Below are 23,944 nucleotides of genomic sequence, written 5' to 3'. Positions count from 1 at the left end.
TTAGCTCTTGCCACGGCCATGGCGGTCTTCCTTCTCGCTGTGGGACTGTTCGCGCTCGGGAAGTAATGCGCTTCGCAGCGCAGCCGTGGCCTGTTCACGGCTGATCAGATTCGGTGCGGTCAGGAGCTCGAAGGTGATGCCATCGATGATGGCGTTGAGACGGATCACTTCAGCTTCGATGTCGGTGTCGGACGGTCCGAGCCCCAGGGCGGCCAGGTCAACCAGGACAGTGGTCAGGAACTCCCTGACTGCTGTGGCCTGCTCGCCGACAATGCGCGCCAGTGCCGGGTCGTAGCGAGCTTTGGCGACGAATGCCAGCCAGACGCCCAGTTCTCGCTCGGTGTCATCACGCAGCGGCATCAGCTCACTGACCATCGCCACCGCTCGCTGCTCCGGGTCTGGCTCGGACGCCGCTCGGCGGACGCGCTCCTGCACCCGCTCAGTGAGGCTGGACATAGCGAACTCGTGCAGCGCGGCCTGTGTGGAGAAGAAGAACCTGATGGACCCCGATGACAGCCCGGTCTCGGCGATGACACCGCGCACCGAGGCCGACTCGACTCCACCGTTTTCCAGTAGTCGCCACACCGCCTCAGCGATCTCACGTCGCCGTTCCTGATGGTCTACCCGTGCCATGATCACAACGCTAGCACGGGCGTGCTAGTTAGTGATGATCATCCGGTTGATGACCCATGGAGAGTCGGTGTCAGAGTGAAGTAAACGAAGAGAAAGAGATTGTATCCTTACAAGGATTTCGTGGAGGGATATTTATTCCTCCGGCATCTGCCCCCCCGTGCTTCGAAGAATTTCGTAACGTATGGGGATGAAGAATCCTTGGAGAGTCTCGGCGGGGGAGTAGGTCGCCGTAACGATCCTGATGACCCTGGGTATCCTGTGGGCCTCGGGCCTGGATGCCGAGAAGATAAACGTGAGAACCATCCTCTTGGTGATATTGACCTTCCTGCTCAGCGCTATATTCGTGGCCGGATACGCAAAGCTGTTCAACTTCGTCGCTGAGAAATGGGAGGGGAAAGGGCAAAAATAATATTCCGAGGTGGTGTTCGCCTGGTTCAGGATTTGGCCGGAACCAGGAAAGAACGCACGGCAGTGAGCGCCTGCCACCCGAATAAAGCTGCCCAGAACGTCAGCAGAATCCAGAGTTCTGGGCCGACCTGGGCAGGGGAGCGGCGGTTGGCAATGATGACACCAAATTCCATGATGGTGAGAAGCCAGAGCACGGTTGATGACAAGTTCATTACGGTGGAGAACGCCTTCTGGCGGAACTCCTCGAGTCGTTCGATCGCGTACCAATAGCTACGAGCTTCGCGAGGAAGGGGGAAGGCCGAGGAAGGGCTTCTCCGCAAGAGGAGCCAGAACGCCGCGGGTAGGACGATCACTACCAATATGCTCATCGACGCCATCACAGTGAGGTGCGTGCTGCGCATCCCCTGCTGTTCAGCGGACCCGCGAATGGAGAACTCGTGGACCACCTGTTCCGGCAGCTGCTGATAAGCCCAAGTCAGGACGAGTGTCCACGCGAAGATCGCCACGATGTAATAAATCCGGACTCGGGGGTGCGGCATTTTTTGAGGTTATATCTCAGTACCTGATTCCTTGGCTCGACACGCAGCGGCCGGTGTATCGGCGCTTTCCCGGTGGGGGATGGTCGGCAGCCACTGTCGCCCCGGCGACCCCTTCTGGCCGAAACTCGAGATGTGATCGATAATTGATCAGCACCGATAACAATACTTATGTCACTTTTAAAAACAACTCAAATCACCACCACCATCAAAAATCCCCCAAAGCTTCACACAATCCCAGAAGGACAAACCCGCTGTTCATGTCGGCGAAGCACCTCTCTCGGAACCACGCAGGGAAATTCGAGAACCCCGGCCGAGACATGACCTATGCCACGCCTGATCCAGCCTGGGCCGGCAAGGACACCGTCTGAACCTGAGACAACACCCTGGCCCGAGGCCGGAACTGTGCCCGTCCGTGCTGATGACGGACGGGCACAGCCGCGGGCACGGCTGAATACCTCGGGCGCGCCGTCACCTGCTAGCTGTACTGACCGGGGACCTCTCTCAATCTTGAGAACGGCGGCTGGTCCCCGCAGACCGTGTGGGGTCGGTGGTGGCTGCAGTAGTTGGGTGGCCGCGGCGCGGTTCTTCTCACCGTGCTGGCGGCCGACGTATCGCCAGCCTCCGCCGTCTGGGATGTTGCCGAGTTTCTTCACGTCAGCGTGGAACATCGCGCCTGGATGGTCGTGCGTCACCGTCCCTCCTCCCGCATCGGAAGGCCACCAGGGGCTCGAAGCTGACCCAGGGCCGCAAGGACGGCAGCGACGGCAAATGGCGCTAGGCCTGCTGCGACGAACAGGCTCTGCGCTTCCATGTGGCGGCTAAGGAGCCCTGTGAGCGCGACGGACAGGGGCATGAAGGCGACGGAGATGAAGAAGTCGAGGCTGGCGACCCGGCCGAGCATCTCCAGGGGAACGTGTTCCTGCAAGACGGTGCCCCAGATGACCATCCCGAGGCCGATCAGGGCTCCGTAGAAGATCAGCCCCGAGCCGATGACCCATGACCGCTGGGATGGACAGGGGCAGGCAGCCGAGAGCCCAGGCGCCGATCAGGGCTGGTAGGAAATGTGTCGGCGTTCTCCAGGACCCGGCGATCAGAGACCCGGCCAGCCCACCGGCACCAAGGGCCGCGAGGACGGCTCCGTAGAGTGCTGGGCCGTTGTGGTGCGAGGAGCGCATGAGGGCGGGCAGGAGTACTTCCAGCGGCCCGGTGACGGCGAGACCCATGAAGGCGGCGAACAGGACGCTGGAGCGGATCCAGCGAGTGCGGGCGACGTAGCCGAAGCCGTCGATCAGGTCCCTGACCGGTGAGGTGGCTGAGCTGCCTGCTTGCGTCTCGGCCGGGGTAGGTGGGGGCAGTCGCAGCGCGGCGACGAGGGCGATGCCTAGCGTGCTGGCGATGAGGTATCCGCCGGCGGCGGGCATGGTCGCGCCGATCACGGCTCCGACGACGGCGGGAGCCAGGGCCTGGCCGACCAGGGGACGCGTGGCGCCCTCGAGTCCGTTGACGGCCATGAGGTCGTCGGCCGCGACGAGCACCGGCACGAGGGCTGTGTAGGCGGGGAAGAAGAACGCGGTGGAGGCCCCGATGACGAAGGCCGACAGTCCGAGCATCCAGAATCTGACCGTGCCGGTGGCGGCGGCGGTGGAGGTCACCGTCGCCACTGTCAGGTTCAGGGTGAGCGCGCCCACCAGGATCGATCTGCTGGGCAGCCGGTCGGCGGCTACTCCAGCAGGCAGGGAACCGGCGAGCAGGCCGATTCCGCTCCACGCGACCACGCTCGCCAAGGTTGCCGGCGTGGCACCCAGGACGAGGGTCTGCATCGCCAGGTAGAGGGCCCACGCTCCTTGGGCGAAGATCGCCAGTGTCAAGGCTGCGAAGAGAGAGCGGTAGGCAGGGATGGTCAAGGGACGCAGGGGGGTTCATCGAAGGTCCTTCGGGGCGAGGTGGAGCTGGGGCCAATGGGCCAGGTCGATGAGCATCTGCCGGTCGTGCGTGGCCACGACCACGGCGCAGGAGGTGCGAAGAAGCTCGGTGGTGGTGTCGTCGACGAGGCTCGAGGACAGGTGGTTGGTGGGTTCGTCCAGCAGCAGCAGTCCAGGGTCCTCGGCCAGGCACATGGCCAGATGCAGCCGACGTTGCTGACCCTGGGACATGCGCCCCACCCGGGTGTGGTGAGCGGAGGCTTCGAGCAGTCCGAGAGAACCGAGAGAAGGTGCCTGCCCGCGCCGGCCGATCCGCGCCAGGTGCGTTTCGTAGGCGACGTGGGCGGGCTGGTCGTGGTCCCAGCGAGGGACCTCCTGCGACAACAGCGAGACGCGCGCCTTCGGACTCACCCGCAGATGTCCCGTGCTTGGCATGAGTCGTTGGGCGAGAACCGCCAGTAACGTGGACTTCCCGGTGCCGTTCGGCCCGGTGATCAGCAACCGGTCACCGCCGCTCATGTCCAGGGAGACCGGCGTGGACAGCCGACCCTCGACGGTGAGCATGGAGGCGTTCAGGATGGCCCGGTCCGAGCGAGTGGACGATGCGGGCCACGACAGGCGCAGGGGCGGCTCAGGCACGCTGATCTCATGACGTTCCACGTCTTCGACCCGCCGGTTGAAGGCCTGGACCACACCCGCAGCCCGAGTGGCCCGCTGATGCTTGCCTGTGCCCTTGTCCGGCTTCCAACCGCCCTGCGACAGGCGGGAACGTGCCTCGGCCGCGGCGCGCGTCAGCTCTGCGTGCTGGGCACGTTGGGCGGCGTGATCCTGCTCCCACGCGAGCCGCTCCCGCTGGCGACCCTCGACCCAGCCTTGGTAGTCACCGACGTAGATCCGAGGCAAGCCGTCCCGGGTCGGGTCGAGATCGAGGAAGCTCGTGGCCACGTCACGCAGGAGCGCCCGGTCGTGACTGACCAGGGCCATGCCACCGGCATGGCCCTGCAGCTGCTGGGTCAGGAAGGACAGCCCTGCCGCGTCCAGGTGGTTGGTCGGCTCGTCCAGCAGGAGGAGATCAGGGTGTGATCCGAGCGCGACGGCCAGACGCACCCGGTACCGCTGGCCCACCGACAACGTCGACAAGACCCGGTCGCGGTCGCCGCAGGCGTTAAGGCCCGCCAGGGCGATGTCGACCCGGCGCTCGGCATCCCAGGCGTCGAGGGCAGTGGCTGCTTCCAACGCGTCGGAGTAGGCATCGGCGGCGTCCTGACCAGCCGCCAGTGCACGGCTCGCCGAGTCCAGGGCAGATAGCGCCGCCCTGGCTGGGGCGGTTGCCTCGGCGACGAGGTCGCCGACCGTGCGACCACCCTCGGCGGCCATGCCCTGTTTGACCAGGGCCAGGGACCCTAGACGACGCACCACGCCCGAGTCCGGCTTCAGGGTGCCGGCCAGAACGTGCAGCAGGGTGGTCTTTCCCCGGCCGTTATCACCAACGATCGCCAGGCGTGACCCGGCGGACACCCCGTTGAGGAGCGCTCGGTCCCCGAAGGTGACGTGGATGGATTCAGCGCGGATGTGTGCGGCAGCCCCGTGAGGCGACCCGTCCCACACGCACGATGACAAAGGTTGTGAAGTGGGCATTGCGTACTCTCAGCTCGTCATGGAGCCGGGCACCACAAGGCAGCCGCCCGGCAGATGGCCAGGACGGCAGACGAGAGAAAAGAAGAGGTCCCGCCGCCGTCAGCGGGCGGACCGCAGCCTCATCGAGGCAATACCCAAGTACATGACACCGAGGCTACACAGTCGGGCGGTCACTCTGCGAGTCGATTAACGTCCCCAGCCATCACGGCGAGAGCCGACCGCTGCCGCCAGATGTTCACCGGTCAATGTCGACGCCGAACCCACCAGATCGGCAGGAACGCCTTCGAAGACGACGCGTCCACCGTCATGACCGGCACCCGGCCCCAGGTCGATCAACCAATCAGCATGCGCCATCACTGCTTCATGATGCTCGATCACGATCACGGTGCGCCCCGCATCGACCAGCCGGTCCACCATGGCCAGCAGGTGCGTCACATCGGCCGGGTGCAGGCCTGTCGTCGGCTCGTCCAAGACATAGACCTCGCCCTTCTCCGCCATACGCGCCGCCAATTTCAACCGTTGTCGCTCCCCGCCGGACAGCGTGGTCAACGGCTGCCCGAGCCGCAGATAACCCAGGCCGACATCGCCCAGCCTCCCCAGCACGGCGCCGGCAGCCGGTGAGCGGGCCGGCCCTTCCGCGAAGAAACCCGTTGCTTCGGACACCGGCAGTTCCAAGACCTCGGCGATATTCAACTCACCCAGCCGAAGCTCGAGCACCGACGCATCGAAACGGCGGCCCTCGCAGTCCTCGCAGACCGTGGACACCCCGGCCATCACCGCCAGGTCGGTGTACACCACCCCGGCGCCCTTGCACGACGGACAGGCGCCTTCCGAATTCGAGCTGAACAACGACGGCTTGACGCCATTCGCCTTCGCGAACGCCTTACGGATCGGATCGAGCAGCCCGGTGTATGTCGCCGGATTGCTGCGTCGCGAACCCCGGATCGGTGACTGATCCACCGCGACCACGCCTTCCAGGGGAGACACCGACCCGTGGATCAATGAACTCTTTCCCGACCCGGCAACCCCGGTGACGACGGTGAACACGCCCAGCGGGATGTCCACGTCGACATCCTGCAGATTGTGCCGCGAAGCACCCCGCACCGACAGCATCCCCGTCGGTGTCCGCACCGAGCCCTTCAGCTGAGCCCGGTCGTCCAGATGTCGCGCCGTCAACGTGTCTGCGGTTCGCAATTCCTCGATGCTCCCGGCGAAGACGACCCGGCCGCCCGCAGCTCCCGCACCTGGTCCCAGCTCGACCACATGGTCTGCGATCGCGATCGTCTCCTGCGCATGCTCGACGACCAGTACCGTATTGCCCTTGTCCCGCAGGCGCAGCAGCAGCTCGTTCATCCGGGTGATGTCATGCGGGTGCATCCCCGTCGTCGGCTCGTCGAAGACATAGGTCACCTCCGTGAGCGCCGACCCCAGGTGTCGGATCATCTTCGTCCGTTGCGACTCTCCGCCGGACAGACTTCCTGTCGCCCGATCCAGCGACAGATATCCCAACCCGATGTGCACGAAAGCTTCCAAGGTCTCCCGTAAGGAGACCAACAACGGTGTCACCGAAGGCGCCTCGAGCACAGCTATCCACTCGGCGAGATCACTGACCTGCATGGCGCACAGGTCGGCGATGTTCTTTCCCTCGATCCGTGAGGACAAGGCCCGCTCGTTCAGCCTGGTTCCCGCACAGTCAGGGCACATCTCGAAGACGACAGCCCGGTCCACGAAGGCTCGGATGTGTGGTTGCATCGCCTCCCGGTCCTTCGACAGCATCGATTTACGCAGCCGGGGGAGTAGCCCCTCATAGGTGAGGTTGACTCCGTCCACCCGGATCTTGGTGGGTTCACGGTGCAACAGATCGTGCATCTCCTGCTCGGTGAACTCGTCCAAGGGTTTGTCCATGTCGAAATAACCACTGCCGCTGAAGACTCGCCCGTACCAGCCGTCCATCGAATACCCCGGGACGGTCAGCGCCCCGCCGCTGAGCGAAAGCGTCTTGTCGAACAAGGCAGACACGTCGATCTGAGTGACCAGGCCTGTGCCTTCACATCGTGGACACATTCCCCCGAGCCGCTCGTACGACCGTTTCTCCTTCGTCGGGCGATCACCCTTCTCCACGGTGATCGCCCCGGCGCCGCGCACCGTCGCAGTGTTGAACGAGAAAGCACTCGCCGGTCCGACATGAGGGTCGCCGATCCGGCTGAACAGCACACGTAGGACGGCGTGGGCGTCGGTGACGGTACCGACGGTCGATCTCGGATTCGCGCCCAAGCGTTCCTGATCGACGACGATCGCCGTGGTCAGCCCTTCGAGACGGTCGACTTCCGGGCGGGTCAGGGCAGGCATGAACCCCTGCACGAAGGTGCTGTAGGTCTCGTTGATCATGCGCTGCGATTCCGCGGCGATCGTGCCGAACACCAGCGAGCTCTTTCCTGAGCCGGAGACCCCGGTGAAGACGGTGAGGCGACGTTTGGGCAGGTCCAGGTCCACCGAGCGCAGGTTGTTCCCGTGTGCGCCCCGGACTCGGATGACGTCATGGCGGTCGGCAGGATGGACAGCGGGCATCGTCATCGAGGTCTCCCGAGGTGGGCGAGTGGCGAAGACCCGGACGTCCTCACCTCAGACCAGGGTATGTCTGCTTTGTGTCCGATGCCTGTCGCTCTGGGGTGGGGTCAGCTGCCCGTAGAAGCTCACTCCGAGGCGTCCGCACCCTCTTTTTTCTTCTTGCGCTTCTTCTTTTTCTTCTTGTTTTTCTTCGTCGAGGTGCCGCTCCCGGTGCCGTTCAAGAGGATCCCTACGACCGGGATGAGGAAGAAGTACAGGAAATTCCCCGTATTGAAGAAGAGTAGGAAGGCCAGAAAAGGTGTGAGCGCTGTGATCGTCGTGGACAGCGCGATCGGCAACGAGATGATCCCCTGGGATCTGGCCGACGTGGAGGGTACATTCTTCTCGGAGGTCGGGCCACTGTCGGCGGCAGGGAGCAGAGGGGGATTGCCCGGCGCAGAGGGGTCGTCATAGCTGGCCAAGACCACACCTAGCTCGGCCGGTAGGGCAGGGAGATCAGCTGTCGCAGCTTCCAGTTCACTGAGTGTCCTGGCGTTGCGCACCATCGTCGTTCGGTGTTCGTGCTCGTCCGGGTCGAGGGTGTGGGCTTCCCAATGTCGACGCAAAAGGGTCCGAGCCTGCTCCCGATCGTCAGAACCGATCTTCCCGGGATCTTCCACGCCCTCCATGGAATCATCCTGCCTCAAGGGCGACTCACCGGGACAGGAGGGGCAGTTCGATCACTGAGGTTCGCGTTGCCGATCCCACCGGTAGACCAGAATCCCCAGGACCAGCAATAACACTGCGGCGCCCCCGGTCAACAGGTACACGGCGACCGGGCTGCCCCCGTTCGGCGTGGTCACCGGGCGGCCCTGCTCAGAGGACGTCGTACCAGTCGGTGCCGACGAACCGGGTGTGCCAGACGAAGCATCCCGGCCGGATTGTCCCGGGGGCTGTCCGCCGGGAACGGTGAACGAGATCTCCCCGGAGATGGGGTGCCCGTCCTTGCTCACCACCCGGTAACGCACCGCGATCTTCCCTCCGCCCAGGTCCTGCGGCAGGGTGACCACCACTTTCGGGCCTTGGGCAACAGCCTCGGCCGGTCTGGCCTCACCCGATGCCGGTGCGACCACCGCCTGCACGAACTTGGGATGCACCTCTTCGTTGAAGGTCAAAGTGGCGTTTGCCGGCAGCGCATCCACCGTCGAACCATCGGCGGGGGAGGAGGACACCAACTGCGAATGAGCACCTGCCGGTGACACCGGCCCCCACACCCCGAGGACACCCAGCCACGCTGTCACCGCGAACAACACCAACGCTCCGGGAAGCCTCCGTCCACGGCGCAGCGAGAACACCGGCAGCTGGCAGGACGACAGCACAGGCACGCTCCTTCGGATCAGCCCGACAGGCCACGGGCACAAGACCCCGACCAGATCATCCTGCCGCACCCCGTGCCGTGCGAGGCCCGACGCGCAGCGCCTTTTCCGTCGGGCGACATCAGGAGATCGACGCGCAGACCACCGCACTCACCGCGAGCATCGAGGCCGCTGCCACCACGGCACCCGGGTGGAAGCCCTCGTCCACCGTGATCCGCCGCAACGAACCAGGAGTCACCGCGTCCAACACCAGGAAACTGACCGCCTGCAGGATGATCCCCAACACACCGAAACCAGCCGTCCACGCGAAAGCCCGCCCCAGATCGGCGGCACCGTTCGTGAAGATCGCCGTGGCCTGCACAGCCCCCAACCCCAAGAAGGACGAGCTCACCACGATCGCGGCGTTCACCGAACGATCCTCGTAGATCCGCTTACCCAACCGGCCCGGAGTCAACAGGTCCAAAGTGAAGAACCCCAACACGAGGAGAGCCACCCCCAACAGGGAGTAGACGGCCCCATGGAACAAACTGATCAACATCACGGTGCCCTTCGCCGGTCACGGTAGGTGTCATCCTGCACATCTGAAGGCAGACCAGAGGGCCCACCCAAAGTCAACATCGGGTGCGATGCCGACGCCCCGGGGCCGCCGTCCCCCGGCAGCACATCCTGCACGACGGCGTCCTGCACATCGGCGCCGGCGTCCGCCAACCACGCCTGCTGCACCGCAGCATCAGGCCGGCTCGAGGTCATCACATGGGGCACGAAACGGGCCTGGTAGTCGGTCACCCAGCCGTCGCTCTCCCGCACACCCAGACCGGCGGGCAGGCCGTCGACCACCCAACAGCCCATGACCGCCTTGTTGCCGTCGAACTCCGGCAAAGGACACCACTGCTGGTAGCACCACCCCTCGGAGCCATAGCTGCCGGGCTGCTCCACCTCGACCCCCGGAGCATGCACCCGAATGTTGTCACCTTCACGCCCGTGCAACGGCTTGGCCACCCACTGCGTCAACGGACCCGGCTCGTGCAGATACGCCGGCAACAACAACTCGTGCTCCGGATACAGATGCCACAACGCGGCCAGCAACGCCTTGTTCGACAGCAAGACCTTCCACAACGGCTCCAGCCACACCGTCGAACCCGGGCCCTGAGGAACCGATCGCACCTGCGGGCCGAACTCCTCGGCCAACATCAACTCCCACGGATACAACTTGAACACCGCACCCATCGGAGCCCCGTCCAGGTCGACGAACCGCCGACCCTCCGGATCCCACCCGATCTGCCCCACCGTGATCGACGCCGTCGACAACCCGGCCTGATCGGCGGTGTCCCGCAGATAGGTGACCGTCATCTGCTCCTCACCGGTCCGCTCGTCCCCATGATGAGCGAAATACACCGGCCCCTCACCGAGCTGGGGCGCGATCCGCTGCCATGCCAGGACAAGACGCTCATGCAACGAATTCCACTGATCCCGATCAGGATGGGTGTCCTCCAGCCAGTACCACTGCACCACCGAGGACTCCAACAACCCCGTCGGAGTATCCGCGTTGTACTCCAACAACTTCGGCGGCCCCGACCCGTCGAACCTCAGATCGAAACGGCCGTACAAACTCGGTGGATCCGCCGCCAATGACGCCGCCGCCCGCGGCAGCGAACCGGCCGGCAACCCCAGATCACCCATCGCCCCCGAAGCCAGGAAATGCGCAGCCTCGACCGACATTTCGTGCAGGCGCTGCGTCGCCGACTCCAGGACGTCGACCTCGTCCTCGGACAGGACGTAACAGGCCTCCTCGTACCAGTACGGCGCCTCGCCCCCACCGGGCAAAGTCGTCGTCGAATAGACCATGCCCTGCGCCTGTACCCGCTCACGCCACCGCGGACGAGGGCTCACCCTCTGCCGCTGCATCAGCTGCCACCCTTGCTTCCACTGCTACCGAAACCACCCCGCACGATCGTCGACTTCGCCTTGGAGAAGGACGACGAAGACAACCGCCCACCCGAGGCAGCGACCCCGCCCACGCTGTACGACCCCGACCGAGGCTCGGAGTAACTCCCACCGCTGGCCCTCGCCCCCACCGCAGGAGCCGAAGAACCCCACGGAATGAAATACCACCCGTGGGAGCGGTGCGTCGTGGAACCGTTGCTGCCAGAACCATCGGTGAGCGCCTGCCCCGGAGGGCACGGCGAAGGAGGCGTCGCCGTGCCCTCCGGGGACATGCCACCGGTCGAGGAAGGGGTCGGCGTTGCCGTGGTTGGAGTACACCGTGGAGACGGACTCGGCGTCGCAGCAGGACTGCTCGGGGAACCTTCCGACGGCGGCACTCGATCCGCCGCGCACACGGCATCGTCGAGCCGGATGCCGGTCGATCGGTCCACGCAGATACCGGTGTGATCGGGTTGCGCGTTCGACTCCTCCTCAGGAGCGCCACACCCGGTGGCCGACGCAGCCAACACCGCGGTGACCCCGAGGGCCACCAACCTGCTCCGGCGTCGAGCCATGATCTCCTCCTCGACGACAGGCGGGTCGTCCTCCCGAGTGTGTTCTCCGCGCGGGGGCGTGCCAGCAGGATATGCCGCTGCCGTGCGGTCGACGGACCTCGACCCCGCCGAGTGATTCCGTGTCACCCCTCGACGTGTGCCCAGCTGACCTGCCGTTCAACACCCCTGGCAGAAATCAGATCATCTCGGGAAAGGTCACATCTGACTGCAACCCGGATGACCCGGCGGCTGGAACGCGATAGCGTTCAGGGCATGAGCTCAGATCCTCGAGTCGCCCTGGCCACGTTCGTCTCAGCCCTCGAACGCCACCTGGAGGCGTCCTCATCGCGTCGTGGCGAGGACGACCCAGCCGTCGTCGCGGCCTATCAGGATCTTGCAGAGGCCTTTGACGCCTACGACGACGCCCTTCTGGACGCCTTCGGAGAAGTCACCCCGCTGCAGGTGTACAACGACGACGACCTGGATGATGACGACGATCTGGACGACGACGACCTCGAATACGACGACGAGGACGACCTCGACCTCGACGACGACATCGAAGTTGTCGAGGTCGCCGGGGAGCCTGCTCCCCGCTGAGCGCTCGCGGTCGAGCCCTGGTGCCCGACCTCCGGTCAGGCTGAACGCCCGCTGACGGTTACCCGTGCGCGGGCGTTCTTCATGACCGCCTAAACTAGCGCCGCCGGGCGGCAGCGAGCGCCCGTGGCGGGCGCCCACTCGGGGTGGAGAGCGTGCCGCAGAATCGAGCGAGAGGCCATTCGTGGAACTGACCTATGTCCATGCCGTGATCCTGGGGATCGTCGAAGGAATCACCGAGTACCTGCCCATCAGCTCCACCGGCCATCTCACCGTCGTGGAGAAGATGATGGGCTTGAAGATCGACGACCCTGCGGTCACCGGTTACACCGCGACGATTCAGATCGGTGCGATCGCGGCGACCCTGGTCTTCTTCTGGGGAAAGATCTCCCGTCTGTTCTTCGCCTGGATCGACGGGTTGCGTGACGAACGTGCCCGGGACAATCAGGACTGGACGTTGGCCTGGGCGGTCATCATCGGTTCACTGCCGGTCGGGATCGTCGGATTCTTGGGTCGTAAGGCGATCTCGGGGTCGCTGCGTTCCCTGTGGGTCGTGGCTGCTGCTCTGGTGTTGTGGAGCATCGTGATGTGGGTCGCCGAGATGCGGCACGATCAGGATGTTCGTGAGGGAACGCAGCGGGCCGAGGACGATGTGACCATTCGTGACGGCATCATCCTGGGTATCGCCCAGTGTTTCTCCCTGATTCCTGGGGTGTCCCGGTCGGGGGCGACGATCTCTGCAGGTCTGTTCACCGGGCTGAACCGCGTCGTGGCTACCGAGTTGTCCTTCTTCATGGCGATCCCGGCGTTGACCGCGGCCGGTCTGTACGGTCTGAAGGATGTCGATTTCGCGGTGGTGCCGCTCGGCCCGATGATCGTCGGCATCGTGGTGAGTTTCTTCGTGGCCTATGCGTCGATCGCCTGGCTGCTGCGCTTCGTGGCGTCTAACTCTCTGAAAGCTTTCGTCTACTACCGGGTGCCGGCCGGTCTGCTGCTGGCCGCCGCGGTGGGCGCAGGGTGGATCTCCGCGACCTGATCCTGTTCATCGGTTTCGACGGCGGCGCCATCCCGGTATCAGGGGTGGCGCCGCCGTCGTGTCCGTTCGTTCGTCGCCGGGCGTCGGCTCACAACCATTTGGCCTTGCGGAAGCGGACGTACATCAACAGGCAGGAGGTCATCATCACGGCGACCACGATGTGATAGCCGTAATGGGTTTCCAGCTCGGGCATGTTCTTGAAGTTCATGCCGTAGATCCCCGCGATCATGGTGGGCACCGCAGCGATGGCCACCCACGCCGAGATACGGCGCATGTCCTCGTTCTGCCGTAGCCCCTGCTGCGCCAGATGGGTGGAGAAGATGTCGCCGAGCAGCCGGTCATAGGATTCGGCATGTTCACAGACCTGCACCAAGTGGTCCAGGACGTCGGCGAAGAAGGGGCGCAGCTTCTTCGGAATGAACGACCTGCCACTGTCCAGGAGATTCCGCATCGGTGTCACCAGGGGAAGAGCGCCCCGTTTGAACTCCAGGATCTCGCGTTTCAACCGGTAGATCTGTGTCCCCAGGGCCGTGTCGTCATGGGCGAAGACCGCTTCTTCGATGTCCTCCAGGTCGCGTTCCAGCTCGGTGTCGATCGTGCGGTACGTGTCGACGATGTGGTCGATCACGGCATGCATGACGGCCACTGGGCCGAGCGCCAACCGTTCATGATGTCCTTCTAATCGTTGACGTACCCCGGCCAGCGGATTGGCCTCCCCGTAACGCACCGTCAGGACGAACCGGTCACCGACGAACATCATCAGCTCCCCGGTCTCGACATCGCTGGTGCGTTCGATGTACCGCAAGGTCTTCAACACCACGAAGGTCGACGTCTCGTAGACATCGATCTTGGGCCGCTGATGACCGTGCAGAGCGTCCTCCACCGCCAAGGGGTGCAGGCTCAGCTCGTCGTCGTACTCGGCGAACTCCTCATCGGTGGGATCCTTCAACCCGATCCACAGGAAATCTGGGGACCCGCAGGCCCGTAAACGTTCCAGTTCGTCACTGGGGTCGCCGCACTCGTACCTGATGCCCCCGCGATAGATGGCCTTATCCACGATCACCAGGTCATTCTGGACCCTTCGTCGTATCTGCGCCCCCGGATCAACCCGTAGCGCCGGTGCCGGGCCGTACGATGGCAGCCATGGCGACAGTCCTGCTGGTCCGGCATGGACGCACCACGGCCAACGCCGATGGCATCCTGGCCGGCTGGTCACCCGGCGTGGAACTCGACGACCACGGCCGTGGACAGGTTCGATCCCTGGCCGACCGCCTCGCTGACATTCCCCTGGTTCTCGTGGTCACCAGCCCGTTGACCCGTTGCCGACAGACCGCTGACCTGGCTTTCGCCGGGCACCTGGCGCCTCGACAGACGGACGAACGCCTGGGGGAGTGCCGATACGGGGCCTGGACCGGCCGCGCGCTGAACGAACTCACCAGCGAACCCCTCTGGCACACCGTCCAACACCACCCCAGTGCGGCACGCTTCCCCGACGGGGAAGACTACGCAGGGGAATCCCTGCGAGACATGTCGGCCCGCGCGGTGGCCGCCGTCCGGGAGATCGACGCCCTCGTCGAGAGCGAACACGGCACCCACGCCATCTGGGCGGCCGTCAGTCATGGCGACGTCATCAAAGCGATCCTCGCCGACGCCGCAGGCTGCCCCCTCGACCTCTTCCAACGCTGGCAGGTCGACCCGGCCGGGCTTTCCGTCGTCCGCTACACCCCTGACCGGCCCTTCCTGGTCCGCGCCAATGACACCGGCCGACCCTGGACGCCTCCGGCCGCCCCCAGCGCGAACACTGACGCAAGCGTCGGCGGGGGAGCCGGCTGACCGCCACCTACACCGACAATCTCAACCCCGCATCCGACGGCACGACCCCAGGCACCCCACATCCATAAGACACCACCACCATCGGCCCGTTATCGTCGACCTATGGCGCTCATCTCCTACGATCCACCCGAGCGATTCATCGTGGGCACGATCGGACCCACCGGACAACGCGAATTCTTCCTCCAAGCCAGTGACGGACTACGCACCACCTCCGTCGGCGTCGAGAAAACCCAAGTGTCCGTACTCTCCGACCGGGTCAACGACCTGCTCGACGAATTCGCCGGGAGCTCCGCCAGCGAACACGCCGCCCAGCTGTTCACCGACGACGGGCCGCTGATCACCCCCGTCGATGAAGAATTCCGCGTCGGCACCATGGGGCTCTCCTGGGACACCGACACCCGCAGACTCGTCCTGGAACTGCACGCCGTCGGCGACTCCTTCGACACCGCCGACGTCGAAGAACTCGCCGAAACAGGCGAACTCGCAGAAGACCCGGCCCTCGACCCCACCCAACTCGTCCTCCGGGTGTCAATGCCCGCCGCGATGGCGCGCGCCTTCGCCCGCCGTGGCTGCAAGGTCGTCGCCGCAGGACGGCCGCAATGCCCCTTCTGCGCCGGACCCATCGACCCCGACGGACACATCTGCCCACGCGCGAACGGATACCGACGCTGACCCCCGCCCCGGAAGAGGCCTCCACGCTGCTCCAGGCCGAAATTCGCCTGATCGGGCGACTCACCGAGGCCTCCAACGAGGTCTACCTGGCTGCACTCGACTCGCCGGAGACCCCCGACAGACACGGCTTCGTCGTCTACAAACCCATTCGTGGAGAACGAGCGCTCTGGGACTTCCCCGACGGCACCCTCGCCGGACGGGAAACCGCTGCCTACCTCGTCGACCAGGCCGCAGGCTGGGGGCTGATCCCCGAGACCGCGCTCCGGGACGGGCCAGCAGGCCCCGGATCCGTCCAACGATGGATCGGGCCCCTCCCTACCGAAGACGACCACCCCACGACAGCAGCCGAACCCACCCCGGTGAAAGTCTTCCCCGAGCAGGCTTTCCCCGACCGGGGATGGCACCCAGTCCTCCACGCCACCCTGGAAGACGGCACCCCGCTGATCATCGGCCACCACGACCACCCCCGACTGGCCGCCATGGCCGTCCTCGACGCCGTCCTGAACAACGCCGACCGCAAAGGCAGCCACATCCTCACCGACCGACAGGGCCACATCTGGGCCGTCGACCACGGACTCAGCCTCCACCAAGAGGACAAATTGCGCACCATCCTGTGGGGATGGCAAGGGAAACCCCTGCCGGCAAGCCATCAGGAACATCTACGACGTCTCCGCGACAGCCTGCACGACACCAACCCCACCGGGCTACGCCACACCCTGTCCACCCTGATCACCACCGGCGAGATCCACGCCCTGACCACCCGGGTCGACACCCTCCTCAGCCAAGCCGTCTACCCGACCCCGCCCACCCACCGCCACCCCGTCCCCTGGCCTCCGCTGTGAACACCGCCTCCGCAACAGGCCGGTAGGCTTTCCCCGTGATCGCCTGGGACATCCCGCACCTGCCCGTACTCGCCGGAAAAGGCAGCGAACCGACAGTGACGGACAGCCGCCGCGGCGCCGTCACCCTCCAACCCGGCCCGGTGGCCCGCATGTACGTCTGCGGAATCACCCCCTACGACGCCACTCACATGGGGCATGCCGCCACCTATGTCACCTTCGACATCCTCAACCGGGCCCTACGCGACGCCGGACACCAGGTCACCTACGTCCAAAATGTCACCGACGTCGACGACCCCCTCCTGGAACGCGCACACCGCGACGGCGTCGACTGGCAGGAACTCGCCCTGACCGAGACCCAACTCTTCCGGGACGACATGAACGCCCTACGCGTCATCCCCCCGGACCACTACATCGGCGTCGTCGAATCCATCCCACTCATCGAAGAACAGGTCGCGACACTCCTGGCCAACGGACAGGCCTACCGGGTCGACATCCCCGCAGGGGAGAAAACCCGCCCCGGCACCCACGGCGACATCTACCTCGACCTCACCGCCTGCCCCGACTTCGGTGCCACCTGCGGATGGGACGAACAGCGCATGGACGGCGTCTTCGCCGACCGCGGCGGCGACCCCGACCGGGCCGGTAAACGCGGACGCTTCGACCCGCTCCTCTGGCGCGGTGCCCGCGGCGAAGAACCCTTCTGGCCCTCCGACGCACTCGGACCCGGACGCCCCGGATGGCACATCGAATGCACCGCCATCGCACTGCACTACCTCGGCATGGGCTTCGACGTCCAAGGCGGAGGAACCGACCTCGTCTTCCCCCACCACGAGATCAGCGCAGTCCAAGCCACCGCACTCACCGGACAGGACACCTTCGCCACCGCCTTCGTGCACCAGGCAATGATCGGCTACGAAGGACACAAGATGAGCAAATCACGAGGCAATCTCGTGCTCGTCTCCACCCTGCGCGCGCAGGGCATCGACCCGATGGCTGTCCGCCTGGTCCTGCTCAACCACCATTACGCCACCGAATGGGAATGGCAGGACAGCGACCTGCACCAGGCTCAGGAACGGCTCACGACCTGGCGTGCTGCTGTGGCTGCTGGCGGGCCGGATGCCACCAAGGTCCTGGACGGTGTGCGTCAGGCGCTCGCCGATGATCTGGCCACGCCCCGGGCTGTGGGTGTCGTCGATGCCTGGGCCGAGCAGGCCCTGAGCGGCGATTACGCCGGTCAGGATGCCGCGGACCAGGCTCGGACGGTCCGGGACCTCGTCGACGCGCTGCTCGGTATCGCGCTCTGAGCAGCGTTCGTGCGTGTGTGGGCGGGGAGGGTCAGGACTCCTGTCCGCCTCGCCCACGCAGGTAGCGTTCGAAATCGCGAGCGATGGCGTCGCCGGATGCTGCTAAGGAATCTGCCGCGTCCGCTGAGGTTTCCAGGTGGCGGACATACCGGGTGACGTCTTCGTCGCCTTCGACCAGCTGGTCGATGTTCTCTTCCCATGACCGGGACGCTTCGGTGAGGTCTCCGTGGGGAAGCGTGCAGGACAACAGTTCTTCCAATTTACGGATCAACGCCCAGGTGGCTTTCGGTGCTGGTGGTGCTGCTGCGTAATGCGGCACCGATACCCACAGCGACGCCGAGGGGATGCCCTGTGCCGCAGCTGCATCACCCAAGATTCCGACGATTCCGGTCGGGCCTTCGTAGGTGCTTCGTGGCAGGTCGAAACGTTCCCGCAGGTCTGCGTTCTCGGAGGCCACCGTCACCGGGAGTGGGCGGCGATGCGGCGATTCGGCCAGGAGTGCACCCAAGGAGAACAACGACTGCGCGCCGACTTCCTCCATGAAGTCCACCAACTCGGCGCTGAACGTACGCCAACGCATCGACGGCTCTACCCCGTCGATCAGCACGATGTCATGTTCCAGCTCCGGGGGAGTCGCCACCAGTACTGCCGTCCCTGGCCACACGATCTGACGAACGCCTTCCGCCCGAGTGATCCTCGGTCGGTTGACCTGCAGGTCGTAGTACTCCTCCGGGTCGAGACCGGCCACTCCGGTGGCCTCCCACTGCTGAGCGAGATGACCGATCACCGATGACGCAGCCTCCGCGGCGTCATTCCACCCTTCGAAGGCAGCAAGCACGACAGGGGAGCGCAGCTCAGGTACGTCGTCGAAGTCGATCACTCGACCAGCCTACGCAGTAGGCAGAACCCGATCAGAAGCCCAGTCCCGCCCGACGGACGAAGCGCCCCGCGGTGAGCCTGGCGCCGATACGATGGCAAGCCCCTGACCTGCCAGGCCGAGGCCGAGGTCGTCGTCCAGCTGCGAGGAGAATCACGTGAGCAGCCGCTCCGAAGCATTCCGGGCCCTCCTGGGCCGCAAAGTCATCGTCGCCGACGGCGGTATGGGCACCATGCTGCAGGCACAGGACCCGACATTGGACGACTTCCAAGGCTACGAGGGCTGCAACGAGATCCTCAATGTCACCCGTCCGGATATCGTCCGGGCCGTCCACGACGCCTACCTCGACGTGGGCTGTGATGCCATCGAGACGAATACCTTCGGTGCCAACCTGGCGAACCTCGGCGAATACGACATCCCCGAGCGGATCTACGAACTCGCCCGCGCCGGTGCCGCCATCGCCCGCGAAGCCGCAGACGCCCACTCTACCGAGAACCATCCCCGCTTCGTCCTGGGATCCATCGGGCCAGGCACTAAACTCCCCAGCTTGGGCCACGCCACCTACGCCGAACTCCGCGACGCCTACCAGACCTGCGCCGCCGGGCTGATCGACGGCGGCGCCGACGCCCTCCTCGTCGAGACCTGCCAGGATCTCCTCCAAGCCAAAGCCGCCGCCGCCGGATGCCGCCGGGCGCTGACCGACACCGGCGCAAGCCTGCCCATCATCGTGCAGGTCACCGTCGAAACCACCGGCACCATGCTGATGGGATCCGAGATCGGTGCTGCACTGTCCGCGCTGACCCCCCTGGGAATCGACGCCATCGGCCTGAACTGCGCGACCGGCCCCGCGGAGATGAGCGAACACCTACGCCACCTGTCCACCTATTCACCGATCCCGTTGAGCGTGATGCCCAATGCAGGGCTCCCCGAACTCACCAAGGACGGTGCCCGCTACCCGCTCACCCCGGACGAACTCGCCGAATCCCATCGCCGCTTCGTCACCGACTACGGGGTAGCGATCGTCGGGGGATGCTGCGGTAGCACCCCCGCCCACATGGCTGCCGTCGTCGACGCCGTCTCCGGGATGGACGTCCCGGTCCGTCAGATCGCCCGCGAACCCTCTGTCGCCAGCCTGTACACCGCCGTCCCCCTCCACCAGGACGCCTCCTTCCTGTCCATCGGCGAACGCACCAATGCCAACGGTTCCAAAGCCTTCCGCGAAGCGATGCTCGACGGACGATGGGACGACTGCCTCGACATCGCCCGCGAACAGATCCGAGACGGCGCCCACCTGCTCGACGTCTGCGTCGACTACGTCGGCCGTGACGGCCGCGACGACATGAGCCTGCTGGCCTTCCGGCTCGCCACCACCAGCACCTTGCCCCTCGTCCTGGACTCCACCGAACCGGGCGTCGTCCAGGCCGGACTCGAACGCATCGGCGGACGAGCCGTCATCAACTCGGTCAACTACGAGGACGGCGACGGCGCGAACAGCCGCTTCGTCCGGATGATGAGACTTGTCGCCGAGCACGGCGCAGCCGTCGTCGCACTCACCATCGACGAAACCGGACAGGCCCGCACCACCGCGCACAAGGTCGACGTCGCCGATCGCCTGATCAACGCCCTCACCCAGGAGTGGGGCATGGCCGTCGAAGACATCATCGTCGACTGCCTCACCTTCCCCATCGCCACCGGCCAGGAAGAAACCCGCCGCGACGGCATCGAAACCATCGAAGCCATCCGCGAGATCAACCGCCGCCACCCCGGCATCAGCACCACCCTGGGCGTCTCCAACGTCAGCTTCGGGCTCAAACCTGCCGCCCGGGTCGTCCTCAACTCCGTGTTCCTCGCCGAATGCGCCAAAGCCGGCCTGTCCAGCGCCATCGTCAACTCCGCGAAGATCCTTCCCGTCGCCCGCATCCCCGAGGAGCAACTGAAAGTCGCCCTCGACCTGGTCTACGACCGACGCGAATACGACGCCGACGGCCGACTCGTCTACGACCCACTGGCCCGCATGCTCGAACTCTTCGAAGGCGTCGACTCCGCCTCCGTCAAAGAGTCCCGTGCCGCCGCACTCGCCGCACTACCGCTGGGGGAACGACTCGCCCAGCGCATCGTCGACGGTGAACGGACCGGGCTGGAAACCGACCTCGACGAAGCGCTCGCCTCGGGCACCGGCCCCCTGGAGATCATCAACGACCACCTGCTCACCGGGATGAAGACCGTCGGTGAGCTCTTCGGCTCCGGGCGGATGCAGCTGCCCTTCGTCCTGCAATCGGCGGAGACGATGAAAACCGCCGTCGCGCACCTGGAACCAGCCATCGAGGCCGAGGCCGCCGAGACAGGCACGACTCGCCAGGCCAAAGCGAAGATCCTCCTGGCCACCGTCAAAGGCGACGTCCACGACATCGGGAAGAACCTCGTCGACATCATCCTGTCGAACAACGGCTACGAGGTCGTCAACCTGGGCATCAAACAACCCATCAACGAGATCATCTCCGCAGCCGAAGAACACCAGGTCGACGCCATCGGCATGTCCGGCCTACTGGTGAAATCGACCGTCATCATGAAGGAGAACCTCGAAGAGCTCAACACCCGAGGCCTGGCCACCCGCTGGCCCGTCCTCCTGGGCGGCGCCGCCCTGACCCGCGCCTACGTCGAAACCGACCTCGCCGAAATCTACGCCGGCGAAGTCCGCTACGCCCGCGACGCCTTCGAAGGGCTACGGCTCATGGACGCCATCGCCACCGCCCGCACCGACCCGGCCACCACCCTCGCCGACGCCCTGCCCGCGCTCCGCCCCCGCCGAGTGCCCCGGCGTGACCCCCATCCACAGACGCCTGGCCACACCCCGGACACCACCCGCTCCGACGTCGCCCGCCCCACCCGCCCCACCACGCCACCCTTCTGGGGAACCCGCGTCGTCAAAGGCATCAAACTCGCCGACTACGCCGCCTACCTCGACGAACGAGCGACCTTCCTCGGACAGTGGGGGCTCAAACCCGGACGCGGCGAAGGCCAAGGACGAGAAAGCGCCACCTACGAAGAACTCGTCGACACCGAAGGCCGACCCCGGCTACGCATGTGGCTCGACCGGATCACCGCAGAGAAAATCATGGAACCCGCCGTCGTCTACGGCTACTTCCCCTGCTACTCCACCGAGAACGACCTCGTCGTCCTCGACCCCGCCGACGCCGGGACATCCTTCACCGAGATCGCCCGCTTCTCCTTCCCCCGCCAACAACGCGACCGACGGCTCTGCCTCTCCGACTTCTTCCGAGACCACGACGAGGCCCGCACCCACGGACCAGACGTGCTTCCCCTCCAACTGGTCACCATGGGCACGCACGTCTCCGCAGTCACCGCCGAGCTCTACGCCCGGCACGCCTACCGCGAATACCTCGAACTCCACGGACTGTCCGTCCAACTGACCGAAGCACTCGCCGAGATGTGGCACGCCCGCGTCCGCGAAGAACTCGGCCTGGAAAAAATGGGGGAGCTACCCCTCGACCAAGTCCTCGACGTCCGCTTCCACGGCTGCCGATACAGCTTCGGATACCCCGCCTGCCCCGACCTGGAGGACCGCGCGACCCTCGTCCGCCTCCTCGAACCAGGCCGCATCGGCGTCGAACTCTCCGAAGAACTCCAACTCCACCCCGAGCAATCCACCGACGCCCTCGTCGTCCACCACACGGAAGCGAAGTACTTCAAGGTATGAACAGTACGAACGACCCCGCACCGGGCCTCCCGACCGCGGTCCTCTGGGACTTCGACGGAACGGTGATGCACACCGAACCGTACTGGTACGAGGAAGAACGCTGCCTCGTCGAAGAATACGGCGGCACCTGGACCATGGACGACGCGCTCACCCTCGTCGGCAAAGCCCTCCCCGACTCCGCAGCCCTCCTGCGCGCGCACTCGCCGGTCACCCTGTCCGTACCGCAGATCGTGGACAGGCTCCAGAACGGCGTCGTCGAACGTATCAGAGGCCACGTCCCTTGGCGCCCTGGAGCCCGCGAACTGCTGAACGAACTCCACGACGCCCAGATCCCGCAAGCCCTGGTGACCATGTCCTGGCGGCCCGTCCTCGACGTCGTCCTGGGCGAACTCCCACCGGGGATCTTCCCGGCGATCGTCACCGGTGACAGTGTCACCCGAGGGAAACCCCACCCTGAGCCCTATCTGACGGCATTGGACATGCTGGGCGTCCCCACCACCGCAAAACTGGCCTGCGTCGCCATCGAAGACTCGATCACCGGCTCGACCTCTGCCGCCGCCGCAGGCGTCCCCACTCTCGTCACCCCCTCCGTCGAAGAAGTGCCGGACCGCCCCGGCCTGGTCGTCCTGGACTCCCTCGCCGGGGTACGAGCCACCGACCTCCTGGCCTTGGCCGGCCCCGCGGCCCGAGCTCACCGCGAAGGGAACGGAGGAGGCGTGCCACCCCACGCCGGGCACAACGCCCGATGATCACACCAGTCGCACAGTCGACTCGGGTTCGGCCGGAAGTCACCGATCTCGGCCGCCCGGTCGATGGCGACGCACAACGCCTTCACCTTCCGTTCCACCGCGCGCAGATCCTCCTCCCTGGGCTCATAACGCACGATCTCCCCATTTCCCAGGTAGACCAACTGCAACAACGTCGGCAACCGGCCGTACATACGCCATAACACCAAGGCGTAGAACTTCATCTGAAAGAGCGCCTTGCCCTCGAAAAGCGGGCTGGGGGACCGGCCCGTCTTGTAATCGACCACCCGCATCCGCCCGTCCGGCGCAACATCCAACCGGTCGACGTACCCGCGCAGGACGAGCCCGTCCAGGTCTGCCTCCACGTACAGCTCACGTTCCGCAGGCTCGAGCCGCGACGGATCTTCCAACGTGAACCACCGCTCGACCAACACCCGAGCCGTATCGAACCAGACCTGCTCGGACACCCCCGCCACCGGACCGTCCGCGGACTCCGCACCAGCATCGACCAAGATCCCGAGCTCAGGCCGCTCGGCGACCAGACGCGTCCACTCGCCAGGAAGCAGACCACAGGCCTCCTCCACCGTCCGACGTGACGCCGGTAGATCGAAAAGCCGCTCCAGGACCGCATGCACCAGCGTCCCCCGAGCCGCCGCAGCCGACGGCGCCTCCGGCAACTTGTCAATGGCCCGAAATCGGTACAACAAGGGACACTGCATGAAGTCGCTCGCGCGACTCGGAGACAGAGCTACAGGCATACGCCCACCCTAAGAAGAATGTCC

General features: G+C 65.4%; 22 protein-coding genes and 1 pseudogene. 9 read left to right on the top strand and 14 right to left on the bottom strand.

The genetic code is table 11. From position 1 onward, the window contains the following. Nucleotides 1-633, bottom strand: coding sequence for a TetR/AcrR family transcriptional regulator (locus DX923_RS08250; RefSeq protein ID WP_162872857.1), 633 nt, complete (start codon nucleotides 631-633; stop codon nucleotides 1-3). Between the two features lie 241 nt (nucleotides 634-874). Between DX923_RS08250 and DX923_RS16160 the strand changes: the two genes are divergently transcribed. Continuing rightward, a complete protein-coding gene (locus DX923_RS16160) occupies nucleotides 875-1,042 on the top strand; it encodes a hypothetical protein (protein ID WP_162872856.1) in 168 nt (55 codons plus the stop codon). A 25-nt stretch (nucleotides 1,043-1,067) separates the two neighbouring features. Here DX923_RS16160 and DX923_RS08245 read toward each other — a convergent pair whose 3' ends face one another. From DX923_RS08245 to DX923_RS08200, 10 genes and pseudogenes are all read right to left on the bottom strand, one after another. Then, a complete protein-coding gene (locus DX923_RS08245) occupies nucleotides 1,068-1,580 on the bottom strand; it encodes a hypothetical protein (protein WP_116114027.1) in 513 nt (170 codons plus the stop codon). A gap of 572 nt (nucleotides 1,581-2,152) precedes the next feature. Beyond that, nucleotides 2,153-2,266, bottom strand: a pseudogene (locus DX923_RS08240) (IS481 family transposase); the annotation flags it as partial. Between the two features lie 132 nt (nucleotides 2,267-2,398). Further along, nucleotides 2,399-3,484, bottom strand: a complete 1,086-nt coding sequence (locus DX923_RS08235) for an MFS transporter (RefSeq protein WP_240322557.1) — start codon at nucleotides 3,482-3,484, stop codon at nucleotides 2,399-2,401. Nucleotides 3,485-3,499: 15 nt separating this feature from the next. Continuing rightward, the gene (locus DX923_RS08230; RefSeq protein WP_116114026.1) at nucleotides 3,500-5,140 is read right to left on the bottom strand and encodes an ABC-F family ATP-binding cassette domain-containing protein; all 1,641 of its coding nucleotides are present in this window, start codon (nucleotides 5,138-5,140) and stop codon (nucleotides 3,500-3,502) included. Between the two features lie 186 nt (nucleotides 5,141-5,326). After that, nucleotides 5,327-7,714 carry an ATP-binding cassette domain-containing protein gene (locus tag DX923_RS08225; protein WP_116114024.1) on the bottom strand — a complete coding sequence of 796 codons (2,388 nt, stop codon included), beginning with the start codon at nucleotides 7,712-7,714 and terminating at the stop codon, nucleotides 5,327-5,329. 119 nt (nucleotides 7,715-7,833) lie between these two features. Beyond that, the gene (locus DX923_RS08220; RefSeq protein ID WP_116114023.1) at nucleotides 7,834-8,376 is read right to left on the bottom strand and encodes a DUF1707 SHOCT-like domain-containing protein; all 543 of its coding nucleotides are present in this window, start codon (nucleotides 8,374-8,376) and stop codon (nucleotides 7,834-7,836) included. A 51-nt stretch (nucleotides 8,377-8,427) separates the two neighbouring features. After that, nucleotides 8,428-9,066: a copper resistance CopC family protein gene (locus tag DX923_RS08215; protein ID WP_162872855.1), complete on the bottom strand. Its 639-nt coding sequence runs from the start codon at nucleotides 9,064-9,066 to the stop codon at nucleotides 8,428-8,430. Nucleotides 9,067-9,184: 118 nt separating this feature from the next. Further along, complete coding sequence (locus DX923_RS08210; protein WP_116114019.1) at nucleotides 9,185-9,601, bottom strand: DUF350 domain-containing protein; 417 nt, start codon at nucleotides 9,599-9,601, stop codon at nucleotides 9,185-9,187. Beyond that, on the bottom strand, nucleotides 9,601-10,968 hold the full coding sequence (locus DX923_RS08205) for a glutathionylspermidine synthase family protein (RefSeq protein WP_116114018.1): 1,368 nt from the start codon (nucleotides 10,966-10,968) through the stop codon (nucleotides 9,601-9,603). The genes DX923_RS08210 and DX923_RS08205 overlap by 1 nt, the downstream gene beginning before the upstream one ends. Beyond that, nucleotides 10,968-11,561: a hypothetical protein gene (locus DX923_RS08200; RefSeq protein WP_162872854.1), complete on the bottom strand. Its 594-nt coding sequence runs from the start codon at nucleotides 11,559-11,561 to the stop codon at nucleotides 10,968-10,970. The genes DX923_RS08205 and DX923_RS08200 overlap by 1 nt, the downstream gene beginning before the upstream one ends. Before the next feature lie 252 nt (nucleotides 11,562-11,813). Here DX923_RS08200 and DX923_RS08190 point away from each other — a divergent pair, with 252 nt between their 5' ends. Next, a complete protein-coding gene (locus tag DX923_RS08190; RefSeq protein ID WP_116114013.1) occupies nucleotides 11,814-12,137 on the top strand; it encodes a primosomal protein in 324 nt (107 codons plus the stop codon). 181 nt (nucleotides 12,138-12,318) lie between these two features. Continuing rightward, nucleotides 12,319-13,170: an undecaprenyl-diphosphate phosphatase gene (locus DX923_RS08185; protein ID WP_116114011.1), complete on the top strand. Its 852-nt coding sequence runs from the start codon at nucleotides 12,319-12,321 to the stop codon at nucleotides 13,168-13,170. An 88-nt stretch (nucleotides 13,171-13,258) separates the two neighbouring features. Here the strand turns inward: DX923_RS08185 and DX923_RS08180 are convergent, their stop codons facing one another. After that, nucleotides 13,259-14,233, bottom strand: a complete 975-nt coding sequence (locus DX923_RS08180) for a magnesium and cobalt transport protein CorA (protein ID WP_116114010.1) — start codon at nucleotides 14,231-14,233, stop codon at nucleotides 13,259-13,261. Nucleotides 14,234-14,313: 80 nt separating this feature from the next. On the opposite strand from DX923_RS08180, the gene DX923_RS08175 reads away from it, so the two are divergent. The 4 genes from DX923_RS08175 to mshC all read left to right on the top strand — a co-directional run bounded on the left by DX923_RS08175 (nucleotide 14,314) and on the right by mshC (nucleotide 17,821). Continuing rightward, nucleotides 14,314-15,003: an MSMEG_4193 family putative phosphomutase gene (locus tag DX923_RS08175; RefSeq protein ID WP_116116233.1), complete on the top strand. Its 690-nt coding sequence runs from the start codon at nucleotides 14,314-14,316 to the stop codon at nucleotides 15,001-15,003. Nucleotides 15,004-15,105: 102 nt separating this feature from the next. Next, entirely contained in the window at nucleotides 15,106-15,675 is a 570-nt protein-coding gene (locus DX923_RS08170; RefSeq protein WP_116114008.1) for a DUF3090 family protein, read from the top strand. Beyond that, complete coding sequence (locus DX923_RS08165) at nucleotides 15,603-16,517, top strand: SCO1664 family protein (RefSeq protein WP_116114007.1); 915 nt, start codon at nucleotides 15,603-15,605, stop codon at nucleotides 16,515-16,517. The genes DX923_RS08170 and DX923_RS08165 overlap by 73 nt, the downstream gene beginning before the upstream one ends. A 35-nt stretch (nucleotides 16,518-16,552) precedes the next feature. Beyond that, nucleotides 16,553-17,821, top strand: coding sequence for a cysteine--1-D-myo-inosityl 2-amino-2-deoxy-alpha-D-glucopyranoside ligase (gene mshC / locus DX923_RS08160; RefSeq protein ID WP_116114005.1), 1,269 nt, complete (start codon nucleotides 16,553-16,555; stop codon nucleotides 17,819-17,821). Nucleotides 17,822-17,852: 31 nt separating this feature from the next. Here mshC and DX923_RS08155 read toward each other — a convergent pair whose 3' ends face one another. Further along, on the bottom strand, nucleotides 17,853-18,701 hold the full coding sequence (locus DX923_RS08155) for a PAC2 family protein (RefSeq protein WP_116114004.1): 849 nt from the start codon (nucleotides 18,699-18,701) through the stop codon (nucleotides 17,853-17,855). Between the two features lie 154 nt (nucleotides 18,702-18,855). On the opposite strand from DX923_RS08155, the gene metH reads away from it, so the two are divergent. Next, entirely contained in the window at nucleotides 18,856-22,416 is a 3,561-nt protein-coding gene (gene metH / locus DX923_RS08150) for a methionine synthase (protein WP_116114002.1), read from the top strand. Then, nucleotides 22,413-23,165 carry an HAD family hydrolase gene (locus DX923_RS08145; RefSeq protein ID WP_116114000.1) on the top strand — a complete coding sequence of 251 codons (753 nt, stop codon included), beginning with the start codon at nucleotides 22,413-22,415 and terminating at the stop codon, nucleotides 23,163-23,165. The genes metH and DX923_RS08145 overlap by 4 nt, the downstream gene beginning before the upstream one ends. On the opposite strand, the gene DX923_RS08140 is transcribed toward DX923_RS08145, so the two are convergent. Then, a complete protein-coding gene (locus tag DX923_RS08140) occupies nucleotides 23,108-23,920 on the bottom strand; it encodes a RecB family exonuclease (protein WP_116113999.1) in 813 nt (270 codons plus the stop codon). The genes DX923_RS08145 and DX923_RS08140 overlap by 58 nt on opposite strands. Nucleotides 23,921-23,944: the final 24 nt, after the last annotated feature.

Origin of the sequence: Austwickia chelonae, from assembly GCF_003391095.1 — a bacterium.
Lineage (GTDB): Bacteria > Actinomycetota > Actinomycetes > Actinomycetales > Dermatophilaceae > Austwickia > Austwickia chelonae_A.
Note: the sequence above shows the minus strand (reverse complement) of the source record. Positions and strands in the feature narration are given on the sequence as shown.

What these genes read in the sequence shown, in the direction of transcription:
- DX923_RS08250 (WP_162872857.1), bottom strand. Translation starts at nt 633, where the DNA reads ATGGCACGGGTAGACCATCAGGAACGGCGACGTGAGATCGCTGAGGCG.
- DX923_RS16160 (WP_162872856.1), top strand. Translation starts at nt 875, where the DNA reads ATGACCCTGGGTATCCTGTGGGCCTCGGGCCTGGATGCCGAGAAGATA.
- DX923_RS08245 (WP_116114027.1), bottom strand. Translation starts at nt 1,580, where the DNA reads ATGCCGCACCCCCGAGTCCGGATTTATTACATCGTGGCGATCTTCGCG.
- DX923_RS08230 (WP_116114026.1), bottom strand. Translation starts at nt 5,140, where the DNA reads ATGCCCACTTCACAACCTTTGTCATCGTGCGTGTGGGACGGGTCGCCT.
- DX923_RS08225 (WP_116114024.1), bottom strand. Translation starts at nt 7,714, where the DNA reads ATGACGATGCCCGCTGTCCATCCTGCCGACCGCCATGACGTCATCCGA.
- DX923_RS08220 (WP_116114023.1), bottom strand. Translation starts at nt 8,376, where the DNA reads ATGGAGGGCGTGGAAGATCCCGGGAAGATCGGTTCTGACGATCGGGAG.
- DX923_RS08210 (WP_116114019.1), bottom strand. Translation starts at nt 9,601, where the DNA reads ATGTTGATCAGTTTGTTCCATGGGGCCGTCTACTCCCTGTTGGGGGTG.
- DX923_RS08205 (WP_116114018.1), bottom strand. Translation starts at nt 10,968, where the DNA reads ATGCAGCGGCAGAGGGTGAGCCCTCGTCCGCGGTGGCGTGAGCGGGTA.
- DX923_RS08200 (WP_162872854.1), bottom strand. Translation starts at nt 11,561, where the DNA reads ATGGCTCGACGCCGGAGCAGGTTGGTGGCCCTCGGGGTCACCGCGGTG.
- DX923_RS08190 (WP_116114013.1), top strand. Translation starts at nt 11,814, where the DNA reads ATGAGCTCAGATCCTCGAGTCGCCCTGGCCACGTTCGTCTCAGCCCTC.
- DX923_RS08175 (WP_116116233.1), top strand. Translation starts at nt 14,314, where the DNA reads ATGGCGACAGTCCTGCTGGTCCGGCATGGACGCACCACGGCCAACGCC.
- DX923_RS08170 (WP_116114008.1), top strand. Translation starts at nt 15,106, where the DNA reads ATGGCGCTCATCTCCTACGATCCACCCGAGCGATTCATCGTGGGCACG.
- DX923_RS08165 (WP_116114007.1), top strand. Translation starts at nt 15,603, where the DNA reads ATGCCCCTTCTGCGCCGGACCCATCGACCCCGACGGACACATCTGCCC.
- DX923_RS08145 (WP_116114000.1), top strand. Translation starts at nt 22,413, where the DNA reads ATGAACAGTACGAACGACCCCGCACCGGGCCTCCCGACCGCGGTCCTC.
- DX923_RS08140 (WP_116113999.1), bottom strand. Translation starts at nt 23,920, where the DNA reads ATGCCTGTAGCTCTGTCTCCGAGTCGCGCGAGCGACTTCATGCAGTGT.